The sequence below is a fragment of the Acetohalobium arabaticum DSM 5501 genome, from assembly GCF_000144695.1.
In the GTDB taxonomy this organism is placed as follows: Bacteria; Bacillota; Halanaerobiia; order Halobacteroidales; family Acetohalobiaceae; genus Acetohalobium; species Acetohalobium arabaticum.
Genome location: NC_014378.1, coordinates 767092 through 790037, shown reverse-complemented (window position 1 = coordinate 790037; position 22946 = coordinate 767092). Strand labels below are relative to the sequence as shown.

Annotated in this window: 20 protein-coding genes and 1 other RNA gene; all 21 read right to left on the bottom strand. The window is 37.6% G+C overall.

All coding sequences use genetic code 11. The features are described from left to right. Positions 1–322: 322 nt before the first annotated feature. The gene (locus acear_RS03840; RefSeq protein ID WP_013277710.1) at positions 323–910 is read right to left on the bottom strand and encodes a 5-formyltetrahydrofolate cyclo-ligase; all 588 of its coding nucleotides are present in this window, start codon (positions 908–910) and stop codon (positions 323–325) included. 113 nt (positions 911–1023) lie between these two features. Next, positions 1024–1204: non-coding RNA, 6S RNA (gene ssrS, locus acear_RS12300), on the bottom strand. A 96-nt stretch (positions 1205–1300) separates the two neighbouring features. Then, on the bottom strand, positions 1301–3091 hold the full coding sequence (gene aspS, locus acear_RS03835; protein WP_013277709.1) for an aspartate--tRNA ligase: 1791 nt from the start codon (positions 3089–3091) through the stop codon (positions 1301–1303). Between the two features lie 18 nt (positions 3092–3109). Continuing rightward, entirely contained in the window at positions 3110–4372 is a 1263-nt protein-coding gene (gene hisS / locus acear_RS03830; protein WP_013277708.1) for a histidine--tRNA ligase, read from the bottom strand. Positions 4373–4399: 27 nt separating this feature from the next. After that, complete coding sequence (locus acear_RS03825; RefSeq protein WP_013277707.1) at positions 4400–5614, bottom strand: SurA N-terminal domain-containing protein; 1215 nt, start codon at positions 5612–5614, stop codon at positions 4400–4402. Positions 5615–5706: 92 nt separating this feature from the next. Then, on the bottom strand, positions 5707–6327 hold the full coding sequence (locus acear_RS03820; RefSeq protein WP_013277706.1) for an MBL fold metallo-hydrolase: 621 nt from the start codon (positions 6325–6327) through the stop codon (positions 5707–5709). A 32-nt stretch (positions 6328–6359) separates the two neighbouring features. Continuing rightward, on the bottom strand, positions 6360–6809 hold the full coding sequence (gene dtd, locus acear_RS03815) for a D-aminoacyl-tRNA deacylase (RefSeq protein ID WP_013277705.1): 450 nt from the start codon (positions 6807–6809) through the stop codon (positions 6360–6362). Between the two features lie 24 nt (positions 6810–6833). Continuing rightward, positions 6834–8999, bottom strand: coding sequence for a RelA/SpoT family protein (locus acear_RS03810; RefSeq protein ID WP_041667498.1), 2166 nt, complete (start codon positions 8997–8999; stop codon positions 6834–6836). Positions 9000–9068: 69 nt separating this feature from the next. Continuing rightward, positions 9069–9581: an adenine phosphoribosyltransferase gene (locus acear_RS03805; RefSeq protein ID WP_013277703.1), complete on the bottom strand. Its 513-nt coding sequence runs from the start codon at positions 9579–9581 to the stop codon at positions 9069–9071. Positions 9582–9585: 4 nt separating this feature from the next. After that, the gene (gene recJ, locus acear_RS03800; RefSeq protein ID WP_013277702.1) at positions 9586–13218 is read right to left on the bottom strand and encodes a single-stranded-DNA-specific exonuclease RecJ; all 3633 of its coding nucleotides are present in this window, start codon (positions 13216–13218) and stop codon (positions 9586–9588) included. Positions 13219–13275: 57 nt separating this feature from the next. Beyond that, complete coding sequence (locus acear_RS03795) at positions 13276–13656, bottom strand: LapA family protein (RefSeq protein ID WP_013277701.1); 381 nt, start codon at positions 13654–13656, stop codon at positions 13276–13278. 17 nt (positions 13657–13673) lie between these two features. After that, a complete protein-coding gene (locus tag acear_RS03790; RefSeq protein WP_013277700.1) occupies positions 13674–15353 on the bottom strand; it encodes an ABC1 kinase family protein in 1680 nt (559 codons plus the stop codon). A 13-nt stretch (positions 15354–15366) separates the two neighbouring features. Then, a complete protein-coding gene (locus tag acear_RS03785; protein ID WP_013277699.1) occupies positions 15367–15840 on the bottom strand; it encodes a DUF456 domain-containing protein in 474 nt (157 codons plus the stop codon). Beyond that, on the bottom strand, positions 15833–16207 hold the full coding sequence (locus acear_RS12085; RefSeq protein WP_013277698.1) for a phasin family protein: 375 nt from the start codon (positions 16205–16207) through the stop codon (positions 15833–15835). Before acear_RS12085 ends, acear_RS03785 begins: the two co-directional genes overlap by 8 nt. Before the next feature lie 98 nt (positions 16208–16305). After that, positions 16306–17178, bottom strand: coding sequence for a protein translocase subunit SecF (gene secF / locus acear_RS03775; protein WP_013277697.1), 873 nt, complete (start codon positions 17176–17178; stop codon positions 16306–16308). 6 nt (positions 17179–17184) lie between these two features. After that, positions 17185–18405 (bottom strand): protein translocase subunit SecD, encoded by a 1221-nt coding sequence (gene secD, locus acear_RS03770; protein ID WP_013277696.1) that lies wholly within the window; start codon positions 18403–18405, stop codon positions 17185–17187. A gap of 108 nt (positions 18406–18513) precedes the next feature. Then, positions 18514–19173: an HD domain-containing protein gene (locus acear_RS03765; protein WP_013277695.1), complete on the bottom strand. Its 660-nt coding sequence runs from the start codon at positions 19171–19173 to the stop codon at positions 18514–18516. Positions 19174–19437: 264 nt separating this feature from the next. Beyond that, the gene (lepB, locus tag acear_RS03760) at positions 19438–19986 is read right to left on the bottom strand and encodes a signal peptidase I (RefSeq protein ID WP_013277694.1); all 549 of its coding nucleotides are present in this window, start codon (positions 19984–19986) and stop codon (positions 19438–19440) included. 56 nt (positions 19987–20042) lie between these two features. Further along, the gene (gene yajC / locus acear_RS03755; RefSeq protein WP_013277693.1) at positions 20043–20327 is read right to left on the bottom strand and encodes a preprotein translocase subunit YajC; all 285 of its coding nucleotides are present in this window, start codon (positions 20325–20327) and stop codon (positions 20043–20045) included. Positions 20328–20427: 100 nt separating this feature from the next. After that, positions 20428–21543, bottom strand: coding sequence for a tRNA guanosine(34) transglycosylase Tgt (gene tgt, locus acear_RS03750; protein WP_013277692.1), 1116 nt, complete (start codon positions 21541–21543; stop codon positions 20428–20430). Between the two features lie 23 nt (positions 21544–21566). After that, a complete protein-coding gene (gene queA, locus acear_RS03745) occupies positions 21567–22592 on the bottom strand; it encodes a tRNA preQ1(34) S-adenosylmethionine ribosyltransferase-isomerase QueA (protein ID WP_013277691.1) in 1026 nt (341 codons plus the stop codon). Positions 22593–22946 lie beyond the last annotated feature (354 nt).

Sequence of the window (22946 nt, the reverse complement as noted above, 5' to 3'; positions counted from 1 at the left end):
ATCTGGAACAGAGAAACTTCCCAGGCTATAGTTACAGCACAGAAATTTCATTAATATGGTTTTACGTCACCTCAGATAATTTTGCACAATTAGTTGATATCTTGCAAAAAGCGACTTTAAAGCAGCCCCAAAAGAGAGAATAATCACCATATAAGCTATAATTTTAAATGTAGCTATAAGGGTAATTTATTGCTGGTTGACTAGGGCTGATTTTCGGAGCGTTTGCAAGATATCAACTCTAAATTGCAACATTATATCAATAATAAGTAAGTACCTATATTAAGTTGACGCAGATAAAAGAAGACTTAAATTTCAAGCATAATTATGTAATTACTCTTTTTTCAGTCAAAACTTTATCTACTGGCAGGTCATGTTCATCAGTCACTACCTGATCTACGATCTGAATTTCAAAGGCTAAAGCTATTCTATCAACATCAGGGTCTAAACCAGCAGAGAACCGATCATAATAGCCGCCGCCATACCCTAAGCGATTACAGTCTTCATCAAAGGCTACTCCAGGAACCGTCACTAAATCTAATTCACTATGCTCAACCGGCCTGATATATTCTTCTCTGGGCTCTAAAATATCATAAGTGCCTGTTTCTAACTCCTGATCATAATCCTTTAGCTCAGATAATAAGAGAGATCTATCCTCCACTTGACTGATCGGAATAACAACCCGTTTGCCGTCATTCAAGGCTTCTTTAATCATAAATTCAGTCTTAACTTCATTTCTAAAATCCACATAAAACATAATTACTTCTGCTTCTATAAATTCATCCAGTTCAAATAATTTCTTCTTAATCTCCATACTCTTATCCAATAACTCTTTATCCGTTAACCGCTGCCTATAATTCATAACTTCCTCACGCTGCTCTTGTTTAGTTATTCCTACTTCTTGTGCCGACATTTTACCACTCCCCATTATATTTTGGAAAAGTTTTCTACATCAATCATATCAAATAGACTACTATTTTTCAATAAAAAAATTCAGTTCCTTTTAAGAACTGAATAATCGATAATATCTGTTCCACCATGCCGCAAGAATTAATATTTTTTGCTCCCCTTCTGCTAAGTGGGTGCCCTCCCAGCTGATTTATATGTCCACTCAATGGAGGCTTATACGCCACAGCTGGAGACCAGGCTCCCTGTGTGTTAGATGTTGGGCAAAATATAAATTCTATCACGTACACAGTAGAACAGATTATTATTTCCTTATTAATCTATATAAATCGTATCATACTTTTACTCTCTTTGCAACTGCCAATAAGTATCAAAATGACCTTTACTCTATCTTAAATTAGTTAACCTCGACTTCATCATCTTGGACCTTTAAATTCAACTCTTCAAGCTGTTCTTCTGCAACTCTTGACGGTGCTTCTGTTAACAGACAGGTAGCATTCTGAGTCTTAGGAAAAGCAATTACATCCCGAATTGTTTCTAACTTCCCTAATAACATAACCAGCCTATCTAATCCAAAAGCAATTCCGCCATGCGGAGGAGTTCCATAATCAAAAGCCTCTAATAAGAAACCGAATTTATTATCAATCTCTTCATCAGTTAAGGAAAGATTCTCAAAAATCTTTTCTTGAAGATCACGGTCATGAATTCTAATACTTCCTCCGCCTATTTCAGTACCGTTTAGAACCAGATCATAAGCTTTAGCTTTAACTTCTGTAGGTTTACTATCCAATAGATCAATATCTTCATCCTGTGGCGCTGTAAATGGATGATGGAGCGATACTAATCTATCTTCATCTTCATCCCGTTCTAATAATGGAAAATCAGTAATCCAGACAAAATTAAATTCATCCTGATCAATTAAATCCAACCTCTGTGCTAATTTCAATCTTAGATGTCCTAATGCAGCAGCTACTACTTTAGGCCTGTCAGCTACGAATAATAATAAGTCTCCTTCTTCAGCTTCCATTTCATTCTGAATTTCTTCCAATTCTTCATCACTTAAAAACTTACTGATTGGAGAACTGATGCCGTCTTCCCTCAAAGCAATCCAGGCTAATCCTTGGGCCCCATAATTCCCTACATAGTCAGTCAGATCATCTAAATCTTTACGGGAAAAGTCAGCACAGCCTTTGGCATTGATACCTTTTACTTCACCACCATCGGCAATAGTTCCGCTAAAGACATTAAACTCCGAATCTTCTACTATTTCGGATACATCAACTAATTCTAAACCAAATCTCAAATCCGGTCGATCAGTACCAAATCTATCCATAGCTTCTTGATAACTCATATGGGCAAAATCTGTCGGCTCCTCTAGACCAGCAGTAGCAAAAATCTCTTGGATCATACCCTCCACTAAAGATATAACATCATCTTCATCTACAAAGGACATCTCCATATCTATCTGAGTAAATTCCGGCTGCCGGTCAGCCCTTAGATCTTCATCTCTAAAACATCTCGTAATCTGATAATAACGTTCCATACCAGAAACCATTAATAGCTGTTTAAACAACTGCGGCGACTGCGGTAAGGCATAAAACTTACCTCTATGTACCCGACTCGGTACTAAATAATCCCGAGCTCCTTCAGGAGTACTCTTAGTTAACATTGGTGTTTCAATCTCTAAAAAGTCCTCTTCATCTAAATAATTCCGGACTGCCTTCTTAACTTGATGTCTTAAGATTATGTTTTCCTGCATATTAGGTCTCCGCAGATCCAGGTATCTATACTTTAAACGAAGATCTTCTCCTACCTCTGAATCTTCAGCAATCTGTAAGGGAGGAGTATCGGCTTCACTCAAAATTTCTATTTCTTTAACATTGACTTCTATCTCTCCAGTAGCAAGCTCTGGATTAATCGTCCCTTCAGGTCGTCTAGCTACCTTACCGGTCACAGCAATTACATACTCCTTGCGTAGATCTTCTGCTTTTTCAAATGCTTCTTTGGCCTCCTGCGGACTGAAGACCACCTGTACTAGACCAAATCTATCACGCAGATCAACAAAGATCAATCCGCCGTGGTCGCGGCGGCGCTGTACCCAACCCATCAGCGTAACTTCTTCATCTATCTCTTCACTACTTAATTCACCACAGTAATAATCCCTTTCTAAATCCTTCATGGCTGTCATCAAAGATTACCTCCTAAACTATGCTATCAATTCATTCATTTCCTCAACCAAATTATTCAATTTGATTTCCGTCTCTTCTCCTGTTTCCATATTCCTAACAGTAGCTGTTCCCTTTTCTAATTCATTACCACCTAAAATAATACTGTACTGGGCGTTAGTGCGGTCAGCACACTTCATCTGCCCTTTAACACTGCGACCTAGATAATCCATCTCTACTTTAAGTCCGGCCTGACGCAGCTGATATAGATACTCAAAAGCAGTCTCCTTAGCCGGTTGGCCTATAGTAGTAATAAAGAGGTCAAGATCTGTTGTTAGCGGTAGATCTACATCCTGCTCTTCCAAAGCGAGAATAATCCGTTCCATTCCCATAGCAAAACCAATACCAGGAATCTCTCGGCCTCCTATCTCTTCAGCTAAACCATCATAGCGGCCGCCGCCAAAGATAGTATCCTGAGCTCCTAAGCCGGTATACATAATCTCAAAGGCTGTCTTAGTATAATAGTCCAGACCGCGAACTAGACTAGAATCTATAATATAGTCTATATCCAACCGCTGTAGGTAATTCTGCACCTCTTTAAAGTGGTCTGCACAGTCTTCACAGAGCGAATCGATAATTTCTGGAGCATCAGCAGTATATTCCTGACACTTCTCATTCTTACAATCCAGAATCCTTAATGGATTCCGGTCATACCGCGACTGGCAGTCTGAACATAACTCTTCAAGATCATCTGCAAAATGATCTCTTAATTCTTCTCTATAGTCTTCTCTACATACCGGACAGCCAACGCTATTTAAATGAACCTCCAGATCAGATAAACCTAACTCCTTTAAAATCTGCAAACCCAGGCTAATAACTTCAGCATCAATAGCCGGGCTATCAGTTCCTAATACCTCAACTCCCATCTGATGGAACTGTCGGTACCGACCAGACTGCGGCCGTTCATACCTAAACATCGGTCCATAATAAAAGTATTTAGTCGGCTGGGCCTGTCCATAAATTTTATGTTCTAAAAAAGCTCTAACTACTGAAGCAGTACCTTCAGGACGAAGCGTTATGCTTCGCCCTCCTTTATCATTGAAGGTATACATCTCTTTTTCTACAATATCTGTTGCTTCACCAATCCCCCGCTGAAAGAGATCGGTATTTTCAAAAATCGGTGTTCTGATCTCTTCATAATTATACCTAGTACAGATATCCCGGGCAGTATCCTCTATATACTGCCACTTAAGGCTATCTTCTGGTAATATATCATTTGTTCCTCTTGGTTTCTTAATACTCATCTAAATGAACCTCCTGCCAACACGTAATTATTTATTATTTTCTTCTTCCTTACTTTCTTGTTCCTCACTCTCTTTTTGCTGTTCTTTAGCTTTTTTCTGAAGTGCCTTTTGTTTTTTTGCAGCTTTTTTCTGTAGTTCCTTAACCTTCTCCATTTCTGCTTTAGCTTTTTCTTCATAACCCATCTTTTTGTATAAGGATTGAAGGCGGTAATGAAGTAATAAATTATTTCCTGCAGACTCAGCTACTTTATCCAGCTGTTTAACTGCCTTATCTTCCTTACCTGCCTGTTGGTATAGATTACCAAGGGCAAGTTTCATTTGAGAATCTTTTGGACTCTTTTCAATAGCTTTCTTATAGGTTTCAATTGCCTTATCTGTTTTATCCTGCTGCTGATAGACCTGAGCTAAACCGCTGTAAATATAAGCTTCCTTGTTGCCTTGATCTAAAGCATTTTTATACCCGGCAACGGCTTCATCATAGTTTTCATTCTGGGCTGCCCTATAGGCCTTTATTTCTACAGAATTAATCTCAATATCAGCCTCTTCTCTATAATTATTTACCATCTGACTAATGGCCTGTTTCTTCTTCTGCTGCTTTAACTTCTTTCTTAATTTAGGCTTTATTTTTGTAAATTCTTCTCCTGCTGCTTCCTTTTCAGTTGACTTTTCGTAAGCATCTTTAAGCTCTTTTTCAGTTACTTCAACTCCATCCTGAGCCTGCTGAACCATTCTATTAATTAACTTCTGTTTGTGCATTCCTTCCTTTAACTGTTTCTTAACCTGGGCTATACTAGATCCTCTATCACTTAACAGATTTTCAATTTCTTTTCTAGACCTACCAGTATTCTTAATCCAGTTATCTAATTGTGTTTCCACTTCTTGATCACTAATGTTGACGGTTATATTCTCCTCTTTAGCTTTCTGTAATAAGAGTTCCTGATCAATCATCTGCTGTAAAACTCTATTCTTAAGGGCTAAAACCTGACTATTGCCAATCGGTCTTTGAGACTGCTGCTGAAATCTCTGTAATCCCCTCTGAAAATCCTGGTACCTAATCGGTTTATCATTAACTACAGCAATATTCTGCTGTTGGGCATGAGCAGTCTGATTCTGAGATTGGGCATTAGAATTCGAACCGTTAAAGTAACCGCTTAAACCTACTAATACACCTCCACCGACAAATGCAATAATTACTATATAAATTAATATTCTAGAATTGTTTCTTAAATTATCAAAAATCATTAATTAACCTCCTTATAGATTATGAATGAACCCAAACTAACTTTCCCTTCCCATTGTAACTTATCTTCTTAAAGATGTCAACTCTCCAAAAATTATAAAAACGGATTAGATGCTTTAATCTCACCTAACTTTCCCTTCGGACCGTGGCCGGGAAAAACTTCCAATTCATCAGCAAGAGGTAATAACTTTTCCTGAATCGACTCCATTAATACTTCTTTAGAACCGTAGGGAAAATCAGTCCTGCCAACTCCTCTAGCAAATATAGTATCACCTACAAATAGTTTGCCATTACCTAATAATGTTATTCCTCCTGGAGTATGTCCAGGAGTATGGATTACTTCTAACTCCCATTTCCCACAGCTGATTTCGTCCCCTTCAGTTAACAATCTATCCGCTTTTGGCCCTTCAATCTTACCTGAAATACTAAGAGAGCTTAAATTCTTCTTGGGATCAACCAAAAATTCGCTGTCATCTTGATGAATCAAAAGTTTAGACTGACTTTTCTGTAATAGAAATTGATTAGCACCAATATGGTCATAATGACCGTGAGTATTAACTATATACTTAAGTTCTAAACTCAACTCATTAACTAAATCTAGAATCTTTGCTCCTTCAGCTCCGGGGTCTATTACAATAGCCTTTCCTGATTCTTCATCTCCTAGCATATAACAATTTGCACCTAAAGAACCTACTGGTATCTTCTTGACAATCATTCTATATTAATTCCCTCCACTCTTTAAAAATTTTAAAACTCCTTATTGCTATCCAACATAATTGTTACTGGACCATCATTAATGAAATCAACTTCCATCATGGCTCCAAACTCGCCTGTTCCAACTTCTATAGAAGTTTCTTTTATTTCGTCTATAAATTTTTTAAAAAGTTCTTTGGCTTCTTTTGGAGAAGCAGCCGCTGTAAAATCCGGTCGTTTGCCGCTCCGGCAGTCGCCATAAAGTGTAAATTGAGGTACAACTAAAACTTCTAAATCCAAATCCTTAACGGAAAGATCCATCTTTCCTTTCTGATTGGAAAAGATTCTGAGATTAACTATCTTGTCAATCAAATAAGAAATGTCCTCTTCAGTATCTCCATCTTTAATTCCTAGAAATACAAGTAATCCCTGATCTATATCTGCTATCACTTCATTCTCTACTCTTACAGCAGCATCTTCAACGCGTTGAACTATAGCCCGCATTTTTTTCCCTCCTAACTAGTAAGATTAATTAGGATTTGCCCGCTGAACATCCAAAACTCCTTCAATTCTGTTAAGTTTATTCATAATATCATTCATATGGTCTAAACTGCTGATCTCAATTACAAGATAAATATGGGCAAAGCCATCTTTAGTCGTCTGAGCATTAATAGTTGTAATACTTAATTGGGCATTGGATATCACATTTGTTAAGTCATTCAAAAGTGCATGCTGATTTAGTGCTTCAATCTCTAAGGCGACTTCATAAGATGTCTCCTGTTTAATATTCCATTCCACTTCTATTTCTCGTTCTTCATGTTCATCCAATAAATTCTTTATATTGGAGCAGTCACGGCGGTGAATAGAAACCCCGCGCCCCCTGGTGATATAGCCTACAATCTCATCACCAGGCACCGGATTACAGCATTTAGCAATTCGAACTAAGAGACCTTCCATGCCCTTAACTTTAATGCCTTTATCTGCCTTACTTTTGCGTTTAGTCTTTGTTTTTTCTTTAAGTTTCTTTAATATCTCTTCTGGAGCCTTATCCTTCTTCTCATCTTCAGGACGCAGCTTACTAATCACCTGAGAAGTCTTAACTTTATTATAACCGATGGCAGCATATAGATCCTTAATGCTGGAACGACCCAGCTTCTGTGCTATATTCTTTAATTTTGCTTTCTTTTCTTCTTCTTTGAATTGAATATTATACTTATTTAATTTCTCTTCTAAGCTATCCTTTCCCTTATCAATTGCCTCATCACGCCGCTGCTGTTTGAACCAGCGCTTAATCTTACTTTTGGCCCGGGAAGTCTTAATAAAGTTCAGCCAATCCCGGCTAGGACCGCTGTTCTTTGAAGTAAGAATCTCAACTATATCGCCATTCTCGAGTTTATATTCCAGCGGAACTAATTTGTCATTAACTTTAGCCCCCACACAGCTGTGGCCTACTTCAGTATGAATATTATAAGCAAAATCCACTGGAGTTGCATCCCTAGGTAGAGAAATCACATCTCCTTGAGGAGTAAAGACAAAGACTTCATCCTCAAACAGATCCACCTTTAAAGTCTCCATAAATTCTGTAGCATCCTGAAGATCTTTCTGCCACTCTAGAAGCTGTCTTAACCAGGAAATCTTTTTAGCTGCTTTTTCATTATTCTTCTTTCCTTCTTTATAGCGCCAGTGAGCAGCAACTCCATATTCAGCAGTCCGATGCATATCCCAGGTTCTAATCTGAATCTCTAATGGTTCTCCTTTAGGACCGATAACTGTAGTATGTAGTGATTGATACATATTCGACTTAGGCATAGCTATGTAATCTTTAATTCTTCCCGGTATCGGATTCCAGATTTCATGGATATTTCCCAATACCTGATAACATTCTTGAACATCATTTACAATAACCCGCAGAGCAACTAAATCATAGATTTCAGATAGCTCTTTATTCTTCCGCTTCATCTTCTGATAGATACTGTATAGATGCTTGGGACGTCCATAGATATGGGCGTCAATTCCTTCTAAATTTAATCTCTTTTCTACCTTAGAAATACATCTATCAATATACTCTTCCCGTTCATCACGATTCTTACTTACTTTATTGGACAATTCATAATACTTATTTGGTTCTAAATGCTTAAAACTTAAATCCTCTAGTTCCCACTTCAAGGTTGAAATTCCTAGCCTATGGGCTAAAGGAGCATAAATTTCTATAGTTTCTCGAGCAATCCGCTCCTGCTTTTGTTGGGATAAATATTCAAGAGTTCTCATATTATGGAGCCTATCTGATAACTTAATTAAAATTACTCTAATATCCTTGGACATAGCCAGAAACATCTTTCGCAGACTTTCAGCCTGCTGTTCTTCCCGAGATTTAAAGGCAATCTTACTTAACTTAGTTACTCCATTAACCAACAGAGTAATCTCTTCTCCAAACTCATTCCTAAGTTGAGCAAAAGAGACTTCTGTATCCTCAACTACATCATGCAGTAAAGCACCAGTAATAGAGATTATATCCAGTTCAAGCTCTGCCATAATCAAAGCTACACCCAAAGGATGCTCTACAAAAGGTTCGCCTGAAACACGGTACTGGCCTTCATGAGCATCTTTAGCAAATTTATAGGCTTTAGTAATCAATTCAAGGTCAGGGTCATTAATATAAGATTCTATCTTCTCGATTAAATCTTCTAAAGCCATATTTTCTGCTCCTTCTGTCTCCTCTTTTACTCTTATCATTCTCTAAATCTCCTTTATTCAAACTCGAATTTATTCAATAATTACTGAATATATATCATGGTCTGTTAATTCATCACGTCCTTCTAGGAATGACAGTTCTATTAAAAAGGCCAATTCAACTACTTCTCCTCCTAATTCTTCTACTAAGCTAACTGCTGCTTCAACTGTTCCCCCTGTAGCCAACAGATCATCTACAATTAAGACTTTATCTCCTGGGTCAATAGCGTCACAATGAAGTTCCAAAATACTAGTTCCGTACTCAAGATCATATTCAGCCCGAACCACTTCAGCAGGAAGTTTACCTTCCTTTCTAGCCGGCACAAAACTTTTACCCAATTCTAAGGCAAGCGGAGCACCTACTAAGAAGCCTCTGGATTCAATTCCTACCACTACATCTATATCACAGTCCTGATACCGGTCAACAAATTGATCAATAGCAGCCTGATAAGCTTCAATATCCTTTAATAAAGTAGTAATGTCTTTAAATTTAATTCCTTCCTCAGGAAAATCCTCAATAACTCTAATCTTATCTGTTAAATCCATTCTGTTAATTCTCCCCCTTAGTCTTTACTAATTTAGTTGGATAGATAGGTTGATTAACTAAAGATAATAATTCTTCAGCTTCTGCATTCAGAATAAAGTCTTTGAATTCATTAAAGGCTTCTTTATCCTCCAATCCCTCCCTATACCGCAGTGAATCATTTAAGTCCAGTTGAGAATCAGGAATCCTTCTTAATTGAATTATTCTATTTCCTGCCTCCTGAATCCTGGTTAATATATTTAAATCTTCTAAAACTCCTAAACCAGCAGAAACTGTATTCTCTCTGACTTTACCCTGCAGCCGACTGCTGACTTTTTGGGCTAACTGCTGATTGGTTAACTTTATTTGTTGGTCTGTATCCTCTTCCTGTTTTAATACACAGTATAATTGAACCAAGACTTCTCTTTCTGGTGCCATACTATCCAGAATAAACTCATTAATCCGGACATCCTGCTGGCCAAAAAGTAGATGAATCTTGGCCTGTTTACCATCCCTGCCGACGCGTCCACTCTGTTGGTTGAATTCAGTTAAATTAAAATTAAGGTGATACAGTACTATATTTCTAATATCAGGAATATCAATTCCTTCTCCAAAAGCACTGGTAGAAACTATTATCTTTAATTTCCCGCTCCAGAACATACTTTCAATCCGGTTTCGTTCCTTATTTGTCAGTCCAGCATTATAAAAGCCAATCTCCTCGGCAAGACCAGGCAGTCGCTGTCTTAAATTGCTGGCTAGCTCTATACTCTGCTCCCGGCTGTTAACATAGATAATACTCTTTTCACCACTGCTTGCCACCTCATAAAGATATGCTTCCTTATCTCTGCAGCCCCGCTTATCAATTATTTCTAGATTACTACGTACATGCGGATCAATAATAATCTCTCCAATATTCAAAGTTTCTATAATCTCTCTGGCTACCTGATTATTAGCAGTAGCTGTAACAGCTAAAACCAGCGGATTACCTAATTTAGAATTCAATTTGCCCAAACGTTTATAAGTAGGTCTGAAAGAACTGGAAGCCATACCGATATGATGGCTTTCATCAACTACTAAAAATCCGATTTCATCTGCTAAATTCTGAAACTTATCTAAATGATACTCCATAAATTCAGGAGTTGTTAAAACAATATCAAGTTCCCCGTGATTCAAAGCAGTAATCAACTTTTCTCGTTCACCAACACTTAAAGAACCATTAGCCTTATAGATGTCTAATCCTAATGGTGCCAAATTCTTCTTCAGGCTGTCAAACTGATCATTGACCAATGCCCGCAGTGGATATAGTATAACTGTTATTCGGCCTTGATTCAAGGCCTGCAAAGCAGCATAACTCTGGAAGATAGCCGATTTACCACGTCCGGTACCAAAAATGGCTAAAGTATCCTGGTCATTATCCAGTGTAGTTAAGACCTCTTTCTGTTTACTTCTAAAATCATAATCACCAATCAACGCCTGGCGTACTTCATTTAGAATCTCACTGCGGTTTAATGTCTCCAGCTGGGCCCGACAAGATTTTGCTTCCTCGGCTGACTCTGCTTCTTTATAACCTGCCTGCTCAATAAAGATATTAACACCTAAATTTTTATCTACTCCTCCGGTTACTTCTGAAACAGTCACCTGATATTCAAAGCCGACATCGAGATAAGGGGCCAAATGTTTGGCTAGACCGGACTTAAGATAGCCAATCTGCTCTTGATCAGTAGTCTCTACTCGAATGGCAGACTCATCATATTCATTCTCCGGTTCTCTTACTAAATTAAGCTTATCTCCTCTCTTTAACTCTTTAATTAACTCCTGACGACCTTCGAAGGTAACTCCTACTACTTTGGTATAAAACTGGTCTTCCTCTCCAATACCTCGGTAATAATTATCAGCAATAATCTCTTTTGATTTGGCAAATAATTGATCTATAAATGAAACTTCAGGAAAGTTAATATCTTTAAGCTTTAACTGTAATTCACTCTTCCCCTGCCAGTTATTGATCTCTACTGTACAGGCCAAATCTATCTCTTCCTGCTGGGAGATAAGTTTTTGTCTGAAACCAGCCATATTAAAGCCAATACATTCCACAGTAGTACCGGCTTCATCTGTAACAGCTAACTTCAAATGTTCACCATTCGAGCCCACTGTCGCAAAATCAGCTACCGTAACTTCCCTGACAGCCAGTTTAGGCCGCGGATTGCCGAAACCAAAGGGGGCTAAATAATCGATCTCCTGGACTAATTCCTTGCTTAGCTCTGACAGTTCAACTTCACAATCCAGCTTTAACCGCGGAGTTAAATCCTTATCACTCAGTCTATCATCGGCATACTGATTAATCTCATCCCTAAATTGAGCAATATCCTCTTTAGCAATACTCAATCCAGCCGCCTGTTCATGACCCCCAAATTTAGGGAGCAGATCTTCAGAATTCTTAACTGCCTGATAAATATTGAAGCCTTTAATACTTCGGGCTGAACCCCTGCCGATGCCGTCATCTTCAATGGCAATCATAATCGTAGGACGGTAATACTTCTCCTGAATATCAGAAGCTACAATCCCTACCACTCCAGAATGCCAATTTTCAGAAGCTAAAACCAGCGCTTTAGTCTGCTCTAAGTCCATTCCTTCAACCATTAATTCTGCCTCTTGGCGTATATCAGCCTCTATATCTCTCCGCCGGTGATTAATTTCCTCCAATTCAGCAGCAATATCGGCTGCCTGAGAAGGATCATCGGTAATTAATAGTTCTAAAGCCAGATCCGGATTACCGATTCGGCCGGCAGCATTCAGCCTGGGTGCCAAAATGTAGCCGATATGGCCGGTATTGATCTCAGTTTCTGTTAAATCAACCGCTTCAATTAAAGCACTCAAACCTAAATTATTTGGATTCTGCAGCAACTCCAAACCATATTTAACCATAATCCTATTCTCATCTACTAACGGCACAATATCAGCAACTATTCCCATAGCTAATAAATCTAAATAATATTCTTTTATTTCTTTCTGATTAACCTGTTGGTCCTTATCAGCCAGCGCTAGAATTAATTTATAGGCAACTCCTGCTCCACAAAGCTGAGAGAAAGGATAATTACAATTACTCTGTTTAGCATTTATGACTGCTTCAGCGGGTGGAATCCGGGCCGGTACTTCGTGATGGTCAGTAATAATTACATCTATCCCCAATTGATTAGCATATTTTACTTCTTGATAATCACTAATACCGCAGTCAACTGTAATTAAAAGCTCAACTCCGCTCTGAGCCAAGCTCTCAATAGCATCTTTATTGAGGCCATATCCTTCTTCTAGACGATTGGGAATATGATACTTAGGCTCAACTCCTAAATGTTGAAAGTAATTAATAAGCAGTCCGGTACTGGTAATTCCATCAACATCATAGTCGCCGTAGATACCGATAATCTCTTGAGACTCCATTGCGGTTGAGATTCTATCGACTGCCTGCTCTATTCCCTCCAGCAAGAAAGGAGAATGGAGTCCATCTAACTCCACTTCTAAAAAGTTCTCAACCTTCTGTTTGCTATTCAATCCTCTACTGGATAGAATCTCTGCTAGTACTGATGAAATATTTAGGGAATCACTTAAATTCGGCTCCTCTTCTGTTGACCGGTTTAATAATTTCCATTCTCTATCCAAAATCAAATTCTTAACCTCCAGATTGACATTTGCTTACTAACAAACAATACCCATAATTCTAGATTAATAATGATTTTCCTGCTCTTTTTCATCCCTAACTTCAGATTTTATCTCTATTGCTTTATTTTCAACCGATTCCTCTTCTTCAATTAATCCTCTTTCCTTATTATCATCTTCGGCTGGAGATAATTCTGCTAACTCCCCTTCTAACTTATTAATCTTCTGCTCTTTCTTCCTTAATTTAAGCTTCAACTTAATATACTGCATCAATCCAAATAAGCCTACTGATAATGCTCCCAGAATTGCTGCCCCAAAGATAACTACCACTAGTGATGTCTCAAACTGCCAGGTAAATAAGACTACCTGAACTGTAATGGCATTCTGAATAGCAAAAATAGCAACTATCAAAGCAAAAACAAAAGCTGCCACTAAAATTAACTGCATCTTTACCACTCCTATGCTTAAAATCTACCGGACCGCAGAATAGAAATAACTAGCCAGAGCCCAAAGAATCCTGCCAGCAGATACCCACCTAAACCAAGTGCAGGCAGTTCAAATAAAGTAGGTCCTTTATCAGTCTGCATAATATAAGAAGAGCCTACAATTAAAGCACTGACTATTATGGAAACAGACAATCGGTTAGTAATAATATCCAATTTGGATATCAGTTCTTCTAAGCCGATATGTCTTAACTCAATTTTAAAGTCCTGTCTTTCTAATAACTTTAATATTCGTTCTAGCTGTTTAGGGGTATGAACTAAGAAATGATATAGCTGCTTTGCATCACTGAATATCTCGGTAAAAATACGCTTAGGATGGAATCTTTTCCTTAATAATTGATAAGCAAAAGGTTTAGCTGCAGCCAATACATTAAAGTCTGGATCTAGATCTCTACCTATTCCTTCTACTGTCATTAAAGCTTTACCTAATAAAATAAAGTCTGTAGGCAGCTGTACTCGATACTTAAAAGCAAGATTCAACATCTGATTAATAATCCGGCTAATATCTATTTCTTTAAGATCTGCTCCATAATATTCATCCAATAATTCACCCATATCCCGTTTTAAAGCTCGCCTATTAATTTTTTGGGTTAACATACCGAGTTTTAGTAACTTATCAACCATTTTATCTATATTCCGGTTGATTACAGCTAAAAATAAATCAGCTATCTCCTCCATAGTATCTTTATCTATTCGTCCTACAATTCCAAAATCAATAAAGGCTACTTTTTCTTCAGGAGTAATCAGAACATTTCCAGGATGTGGATCTCCATGAAAGAAGCCGTCAACCAAAACCTGTTTCATAAAAGAGTTAGCTCCAATTTGGGCTATTTTTTTGTAATCACAATCTATATCTTCAGATTTAATCCTACTTAACTTTGTTCCCTCAATATATTCGGATACCAGTAGCTTTTTCGTACTCAGTTCCCAATATATCTTCGGAACCTTGATCTCTTCTTCATCTGCAAAATTCCTGTTAAACTTTTCTGTATTTCTACCTTCAATCTGATAATCCAATTCTTTCTTGATAATCCGATTGAATTCACTAGCAATCTCCACCGGATCCAAAAAGTCATCACCAATCACCCGCTTATCCAGAATCTCAGCTAAATTAAAGATAATATCCAGATCAGTTTCAATTATATCTCTTATTTCAGGCCTCTGTACCTTAATTACAACCTGCTGTCCATTCTTCAAAACAGCTTTATGTACCTGGCCGATCGATGCTGCGGCTAAAGGCTCTTTCTCTATGTTAGCAAATAGATCATCTACTGGCTGGTTTAATTCTTCTTCTACCTGTTGTAAAACCAATTCAAATGAAAACGGGGGCACATCATCCTGTAATTTTGTTAATTCTTTAATATATTCCTGTGGAATCAAATCCTGTCGTGTACTCAATAATTGCCCTAACTTAATAAATGTCGGCCCCAACTCTTCTAATACCAGCCTCAGCCTTTCTGCTCGAGATAATTCTTCAGATTCTTCATTATCCAGCTTTAATCTGCGGGTCAATGGTAAGAACTGGTATAAATCCAGACTATCAAGAAGATAGCCAAATCCATTCTTGATCAATACTTCAGCAATCTTGCGGTAACGCTGAATATGGCGATAACGACGATTTAACCCCCTAAATCCTATCATTTAAGTCACCATCCTAATAAAACACTCTACTTAATAATAAACCAGCCATCAATAGAGAAATTAAAAATGAAAATATTGAACCTCCTATAGCACCTATTATAGCCCCTATTCCCGTCTTAACAGCTGAATTAACTTCTTTCCCTAATATTAATTCTACAATAATACTACCTAAAAACATTCCCGCCAGAATTCCTAAGGGACCTAGTATAATTGCTCCTATTAAAGCTCCAATAAGTAGTCCCAAAATACTATATTTACTACCGCCGAACCTTTTAGCGCTAAAGCCGCTTATAATATACTCCAGAAATTCAGCCACTAAACTAAGTACTACCAACCAAAAGACCAATTGTAGAGAAATAACTTGAAAGCCATTTAGCCAACCATAAATTATACCGGCTATAAGTATAATTGGAGTTCCAGGTAGCCCAGGAAGAAGGGTTCCTAAAACTCCAATTATAACTGCTACTATGATTAATACTTTACTCATCATCAATCTCCGTTATTGCATTTTCTTTTCCAGAATCTTTATTAGCTTTTAATTCCTCAACTTCTTCTTTCAAAGCTTCCAATTCTAATTCTAAATCCTTAATTTCTCCTTTTAATTTAGTAATCTCTTCATCATTCTTCAAACCCATTTTATCTAAAAGTCCTCTTAACTCCTGTTTCATTCTATTCTTAGTTTCATTGGATTCTTTTTCAATCTCAGCTACTAAATCCTCTATGATTTCTTCTGCTTCTTGTCTATTAATTCGGCCCTGTTCGACTAATTCATTTACTAACTCTTCTGCTTTCTCTTTAGTAAATAACATAGCTCCCAAACCAGTAACCATCGTTTTTTTGAATAACTCAAACATAACTTCTCGCCTCCTTACTTTACATTATTATACCATAGGTTAAGAATTATTACCAACAAAAAAAGCCATCCTAATAATTAGAATGGCTAATAGATTAATTAAGCTGTCTGTTTAGAATTCCTGCGCTTCTTCCAGGCATCGATTTCTACTAATACCGGGCTAGCTATAAAAATTGAAGAATAAGTTCCCGATAAAATTCCAATTAACAGAGCAAGCATAAAGGGTTTAATAGTAGCTCCTCCAAAGATTAAAATAGCTAAAATCGAAACTAAAGTTGTCATTGAAGTATTAATTGAACGCGGTAAGGTATCTAATACCGCCTTGTTATTCAAATCAGCAAAACTCTCTTTATCACGATATTTAACTGTTTCTCTAATTCTATCAAAGATAACAATAGTATCATTAATAGAATAACCTACCACAGTCAATAAAGCAGCAATAAATGGACTACCGACCTCTTCACCAACCAACGAAAAGCTTCCGATCACAATTAAAACATCATGGGCTAGAGCCATCAAAGCTGCAATAGCAAATTTGAATTCAAACCTATAACTGATATAAAGAACAATTGCTATTGCTGCTATTAATAATGCCCAGTAGGCCTTACTCTTTAATTCTGATCCAATAGCAGGACCTACCATCTCAGTTCTTAACATTTCCGCTGATGAATATTTATCTTTAATTGCTGATTGAACCTCGGTAATTTCATCCTGTCTTAAATTTACTGTTCTAATTAAAATTCCCATTTCACCTGTATTTTGAACTACACTCTTCTTATCCAGATCAAATCCGGCTAATACTTCTCTAATTTGGCCGGTAGTTACTTCCTTATCGAAGGTAAACTCCATCAAAGTACCGCCTGTAAAATCAATCCCTAGATTAAGCCCCTGCATTACTAGAGATCCTAATCCAACAATGATGATTAAAGCTGAAATAATAAACCAGATCTTTCGTTTGCCGATAATTTCCACTCTAAATTACCTCCTTACCCGGCCAAAAGCATTCTGACCTTTTAATAAATTAGCATCTAACAATAGATCAACTAATGTTCTAGTTACAACAATTGCTGTAAACATACTGGCTAAAATACCTATACTTAATGTAACCGCAAATCCTCTAATTGTACCAGTACCAAAATAAGCTAAAATACCTGCTGTAATTAAAGTAGTTACATTAGCATCAAAGATTGTCTTATACGCACGCTCAAATCCTGATTTAATAGCAGCCCTTTTAGTCTTTCCTGCTCCTAACTCCTGTTTAACCCGCTCGAAGATAATAATATTAGCATCTACAGCCATACCAATAGACAGAATCAAACCAGCAATTCCCGGTAGCGTCAAAGTTGCATTCAAGCCAGCTAAAGTTCCCATTACAATCACACCATAGATTCCTAACGCAACTGTCGCAACTGCCCCGGATAAACGATACAAGATTATCATCAATAAAGCTACTAAAGCAAGACCAATTAAGCCAGCAGTAATACTCTGATCAATAGACCGAGCTCCTAAAGTAGGCCCAATAGTTCTGTTTTGAATTACTTTAACCGGCATAGGTAATGCACCAGCCCGTAATAATAAAGCATCCTCTTGAGCCTCTTCTAATGTCTCATACCCGGTAATAATTCCTTCACCTCCAGGGATTGGGTCCTGAACCTGAGGATTGGTCAATAATTCTTCATCAAGATGAATAGCAATTCGCTCTCCTACATGCTTTTTAGTCAATTGAGCAAACTTATCTTTACCGACACTATCTAATTCAAACTGAATTACTGGTTGGTTAAATTGAGTCCCGTAGGTAGCTTGAGCATCAACCAAATGTCCACCTGTCATTACCACTTCTCCATTTGGATCTTTAAATTTTAATTGGGCTGTCTTGCCAATAGTCTCAATCGCCTGATTTGGGTTCTCTACCCCAGGCAGTTCGACAATAATCCTGCGGTCGCCTTCTCGCTGAATTACCGGTTCTGTAAGGCCCATCTGATTAACTCGGCGATTAATAACGCTAATTACCCGCTGCATAGAATCATTAGTTACTTTACTTTGTTCTGTAGGCTCTGCTTCCAAAACTACATGGGTTCCTCCTTGTAAATCAAGACCTAAATTAATAGCCTCATTAATCGGAAGTAAAAAATAAGCAGCTATAATTACTGCAGCCATAATCCCTACTATTTTAAGCAGTTTCTTATTCTTCCGCGTCATTAAGATTACTCTCCTTTCTTCACTTTAAAATATAACTTCAACATTATTCCAACATTTTATATTATATCTCTTCAACTATAGCTTGTCAATCATAGTCTCCATTTACATCTAAAGGAGTTCTACTTCATTGATAATCAATTGAAAATCACACCCAAGAACCTCTGCTGCCTGACGGCACATTACCATCCGGGTTAAAAAGATTTCAAAGTATTCCATAACAGTACTTATTTCAGTATCAATCTCTAAATCAAGCGTAATCATCTTTTCTGTCCTATCAATCTCAATACAAGACTGTTGAACAGCATAATTGACCCGATCATGAATATCAAAAGTAGAATAATCATCATTTCTGACTCTAGTCCAGTGGACATCTGATTTATCAGCAATTATTAAGGCAGCAGCAATATTATTAACCGGCTGACCTTCTCCTTCATCATGATTTCCGATCGCCCCCATAATTGTAGCTATCTTATCATAATCTAAACCTAAATCAGTTAAAATCTGTGAAGCCAATACAGCTGAGGACTGGGCATGATTCTGGCGATTAACCACATTTCCGATATCATGTAAGTAACCGGCTGCCCCAGCCAATTCAGCCATTTCCGAAGAATAATCCAGTTTCTTTAAGATGTTTTCCGCAGTCTCAGCCACTAGATTAGCATGGCGAAAACTATGTTCTGTAAAACCGATATTCTTAAGATGTTCATCAGCCTTTTTTATATAAGCAGTAACCTGAGAAGCTTCCTTGATCTTTTCTAAAATACTCATAGAATTTAGCCGTTGGAAACCTCAGACTTCTAGCCTGGGGAGGAAAACGGCTTTTTCAACTCCTTTCTGTTGAAAAGTTTAACCACATGGTATATAGTATTAATTGTTAAACAAGCTATTTAAAAGATAGCATACGAGGTAACTAGTAGCCCCTATTGTTTTTACAATTCGGTACTTTAGTTCCGAGAAGCTGACTAATTATTAATTATACCCTACAGAAAAGACTATCATTCCGATATATAGAATGATAGCCTTAAACTATCTTTAATTTATTCTTTTATACTCTTCATGATCGATAATTCTCATTTCATCCAGCGGCCAATAAACCCAGAAAGCCCTTCCTTCAATATCACTATAAGATACAAACCCGACTAAAGAGGTATAACGGCTATCAGCACTATTATTACGATTATCCCCTAACACAAATAAATGATCTTGAGGTACATGATAGGGACCAAAATTTCCCAGTGTTTCTTCTAAAGTATAATCTTCTTTAATTGAAGTTCCATTAACATATACCTTCTTATCTCTAATCATCACCTTATCGCCCGGCAAGCCGATTACCCGCTTGATATACTTCCTGCCCGGTGAACCCTGAGGGCTAAAGACAATAATATCTCCTCGGTCAGGATTACTAAACCGATAAGAAACTTTATCAACAAATAATCGTTCTCCATTATGTAAGGTCGGCTCCATCGATTCACCCTGAACTACAAAAGACTGGGCCACAAAAGTAATAATAAAAAAAGCCAGAACACCAGCAATTACTACTGATTCAAAGAATTCTCTAACTTCTTGTTTAGTAATTTGCATAGACATCCTCCCAACACTCCAAAACAGCTTCTAAATTATACATTATCTAAACAGAATTATTCATCATTATTTTCTTCAGATTCATCACCAGCTAAACGACCGACAGCATTTCTAATTACTTCAACCTCGACTTCAGGTGAAATTTTTAATCTAAATTCATCACCATCAATTTTAGTTATCTTACCCTTAATACCACCGATAGTTATAATTTCATCTCCTACTTCAAGATTATCAACCATATCTTCATGTTCCTGCTGCTTCTTTTTCTGGGGTCTAATGAATAAAAACCAAAAGATACCAAAGATAGCTACCCAAGGTAAAATGCTCATTACAATATTCATAGTTTATTCCTCCTGTTGTGATATTTTGTTAGCAACTACTATTTTATAATTCAATACAGCATGATTAACTCCTCTATTTTATCTTAAGCTTTTTGCTGACCTATAATTCTAAACCATACTTCCGATAAAAATTTTCTCTAAATTCAAATAATTCCTCTGCAAAGATAGCCTGTCTCATTTTAGCCATCAAATCATTCAAAAAGTAAAGATTATGATAAGTAGTTAACCTCAATCCCAAAATCTCATTTCTTTTGATTAGATGCCGAATATAAGCTCTAGTATAATTCTGACAGACATAACAGTCACATTCAGGATCTAGAGAAGTAAATTGCCGCTTATAAGTTGCATTACGAATAGTAATCCGCCCCTGACTAGTAAATACAGCACCATTTCGAGCAATACGGGTAGGAAAGACACAGTCAAACATATCGATTCCGCGCATTACTCCCTCAAAGAGATCCTGAGGAGTTCCAACTCCCATTAAGTAGCGCGGCTTATCTGCTGGAAGAAGATCTGGTGCATAATCCAGTACTTCATGCATTAATTCTTTTGACTCACCTACACTGAGTCCACCAATAGCATAGCCTGGAAAGTCCAGAGCTGTAATCTCTTCAGCACTCTGCTCCCTTAAATCACGATGCATACCGCCCTGTATAATACCAAATAAAGCTTGGTCATCTCTAGTATGGGCCTGTTGGCATCTTTTAGCCCAGCGGGTAGTCAGCTCTAATGATTCTTTGATATACTCTTTCTCGGCGGAATGGGCCGGACATTCATCGAAGGCCATAATAATATCTGCTCCCAGACCCATCTGAATCTCAATAGATTTTTCGGGACTGATAAACTCCTTGGAACCATCGAGATGGGACTGAAACTCCACTCCTTCTTCACTAATCTCCCTTCTATCGGCTAAGCTAAAGACCTGAAATCCGCCGCTGTCAGTAAGAATCGGCCCATTCCAGTTCATAAATTCATGTAGACCGCCAGCTTCTTCTATTAAATCATGGCCCGGCCGCAGGTAGAGATGATAGGTATTCCCTAAAATAATCTGCGTATCAATCTCTTCTAACTCCTCCGGACTCATAGTCTTAACAGTAGCCTTAGTACCCACCGGCATAAAGACCGGTGTCTCTATCTTGCCGTGGGGTGTAGTAAACTCTCCACAGCGGGCTTTAGTATCAGTTGATTCCTTCTGTAATGTATATTCAAAGGTCATCTGTATCCTCCTTTATACTTCTTTTAAATAATTAACATTGCATCTCCAAAGCTGTAAAAGCGATATTCTTTATCTATTGCCTCTTGATAAGCTGCCATTACTTTATCATAGCCTGCAAAGGCAGTAACCATCATAATCAGCGTCGATTCTGGCAGATGAAAATTAGTCAATAATCCATCAATCACCTTAAACTCATAACCAGGATAGATAAAGATATCTGTCCATCCTTTATCTGCTTCAACATAGCCTTCTTTATTACCGACAGTCTCTAGAGTTCTTGTTACTGTAGTCCCTACAGCAATAATTCGTCCGCCAGACTCTTTAGTCTGATTGATAGTGTCTGCTGCCTTATCAGTAACTTCATAATACTCCGCATGCATATCATGTTCTTCTACCTCATCAGCTCTAACAGGCCGAAAGGTACCTAAGCCTACATGAAGTGTAATAGCAGCAATATTTACTCCTTTCTCTTCTAACTGTTCCAGAACCTCTTCAGTAAAATGAAGACCGGCTGTAGGAGCAGCTGCTGCTCCTTTCTTCTGGGCATAAACTGTCTGATATTGATTTCTTTCTTCTAATTCTTTGGTGATATAGGGCGGCAGCGGCATCTCTCCTAATTTATCCAACACTTCAGCAAAGACGCCCTTATACTCAAATTCAACTACTCTGCCGCCGAAATCAGTTCTATCTTTAACTTCTGCTATTAAGTCATTATCTCCAAATACTACTCTAGTGCCGATTTTAACCTTTCTACCCGGTCTAACTAAAACCTCCCAGGTATCCAATTCAGTTTCTGTTAATAATAGAAACTCAACCTTGCCTCCAGTCTTTTCTTTCTTACCATATAATCGGGCTGGAATTACTTCGGTATTATTTAAGACTAGAGTATCTCCTGGTTCTATAAGATCAATAATCTTCTTAAAAATTCTTTCTTTTATTTCACCAGTCTTTCGATCCAAAACCATCAACTGAGACTCATCTCTTGGTTCAGCCGGCTGTTGAGCAATTAACTCTTCTGGTAAATCATAGTCAAAGTCTGATACTTTCATTATCCATTCCTCCATTAATGCTGATATTTGATTTTATTTGCCCGAGTGTCAGCTTGAAATAAAATTTGACATAATTGATATTATGTGTCACTTTCAAGATATTGCAGATTATAGTCAACAAATCTCTTACGCTTGCCACTCATTCGGCGTCCTGCCTCATTCGTTCTCAAAAACTGATTCTCCACCGTCCATGGTTCCGAATCAGTTTTAAGAGTCGCTTCAGAGAAATGTTGACTATTTGCGGTATTACAGAACAGAAATTTCATTGGTTTGGGTTTTAACGCTTTCCCTCAGATAATTTTGCACAATTTATGGGTGACTAGGACTGATTTCTGGAGCGTTTGCAAGATATCA

What these genes read in the sequence shown, in the direction of transcription:
- acear_RS03840 (WP_013277710.1), bottom strand. Translation starts at nt 910, where the DNA reads ATGTCGGCACAAGAAGTAGGAATAACTAAACAAGAGCAGCGTGAGGAA.
- queA (WP_013277691.1), bottom strand. Translation starts at nt 22,592, where the DNA reads ATGAAAGTATCAGACTTTGACTATGATTTACCAGAAGAGTTAATTGCT.
- acear_RS03810 (WP_041667498.1), bottom strand. Translation starts at nt 8,999, where the DNA reads ATGGCTTTAGAAGATTTAATCGAGAAGATAGAATCTTATATTAATGAC.
- secD (WP_013277696.1), bottom strand. Translation starts at nt 18,405, where the DNA reads ATGACGCGGAAGAATAAGAAACTGCTTAAAATAGTAGGGATTATGGCT.
- acear_RS03820 (WP_013277706.1), bottom strand. Translation starts at nt 6,327, where the DNA reads ATGATTGTCAAGAAGATACCAGTAGGTTCTTTAGGTGCAAATTGTTAT.
- aspS (WP_013277709.1), bottom strand. Translation starts at nt 3,091, where the DNA reads ATGACAGCCATGAAGGATTTAGAAAGGGATTATTACTGTGGTGAATTA.
- acear_RS03765 (WP_013277695.1), bottom strand. Translation starts at nt 19,173, where the DNA reads ATGAGTATTTTAGAAAAGATCAAGGAAGCTTCTCAGGTTACTGCTTAT.
- tgt (WP_013277692.1), bottom strand. Translation starts at nt 21,543, where the DNA reads ATGACCTTTGAATATACATTACAGAAGGAATCAACTGATACTAAAGCC.
- acear_RS03795 (WP_013277701.1), bottom strand. Translation starts at nt 13,656, where the DNA reads ATGCAGTTAATTTTAGTGGCAGCTTTTGTTTTTGCTTTGATAGTTGCT.
- acear_RS12085 (WP_013277698.1), bottom strand. Translation starts at nt 16,207, where the DNA reads ATGTTTGAGTTATTCAAAAAAACGATGGTTACTGGTTTGGGAGCTATG.
- dtd (WP_013277705.1), bottom strand. Translation starts at nt 6,809, where the DNA reads ATGCGGGCTATAGTTCAACGCGTTGAAGATGCTGCTGTAAGAGTAGAG.
- acear_RS03790 (WP_013277700.1), bottom strand. Translation starts at nt 15,353, where the DNA reads ATGATAGGATTTAGGGGGTTAAATCGTCGTTATCGCCATATTCAGCGT.
- acear_RS03805 (WP_013277703.1), bottom strand. Translation starts at nt 9,581, where the DNA reads ATGGATTTAACAGATAAGATTAGAGTTATTGAGGATTTTCCTGAGGAA.
- yajC (WP_013277693.1), bottom strand. Translation starts at nt 20,327, where the DNA reads ATGAATATTGTAATGAGCATTTTACCTTGGGTAGCTATCTTTGGTATC.
- acear_RS03825 (WP_013277707.1), bottom strand. Translation starts at nt 5,614, where the DNA reads ATGATTTTTGATAATTTAAGAAACAATTCTAGAATATTAATTTATATA.
- acear_RS03785 (WP_013277699.1), bottom strand. Translation starts at nt 15,840, where the DNA reads ATGAGTAAAGTATTAATCATAGTAGCAGTTATAATTGGAGTTTTAGGA.
- hisS (WP_013277708.1), bottom strand. Translation starts at nt 4,372, where the DNA reads ATGAGTATTAAGAAACCAAGAGGAACAAATGATATATTACCAGAAGAT.
- lepB (WP_013277694.1), bottom strand. Translation starts at nt 19,986, where the DNA reads ATGCAAATTACTAAACAAGAAGTTAGAGAATTCTTTGAATCAGTAGTA.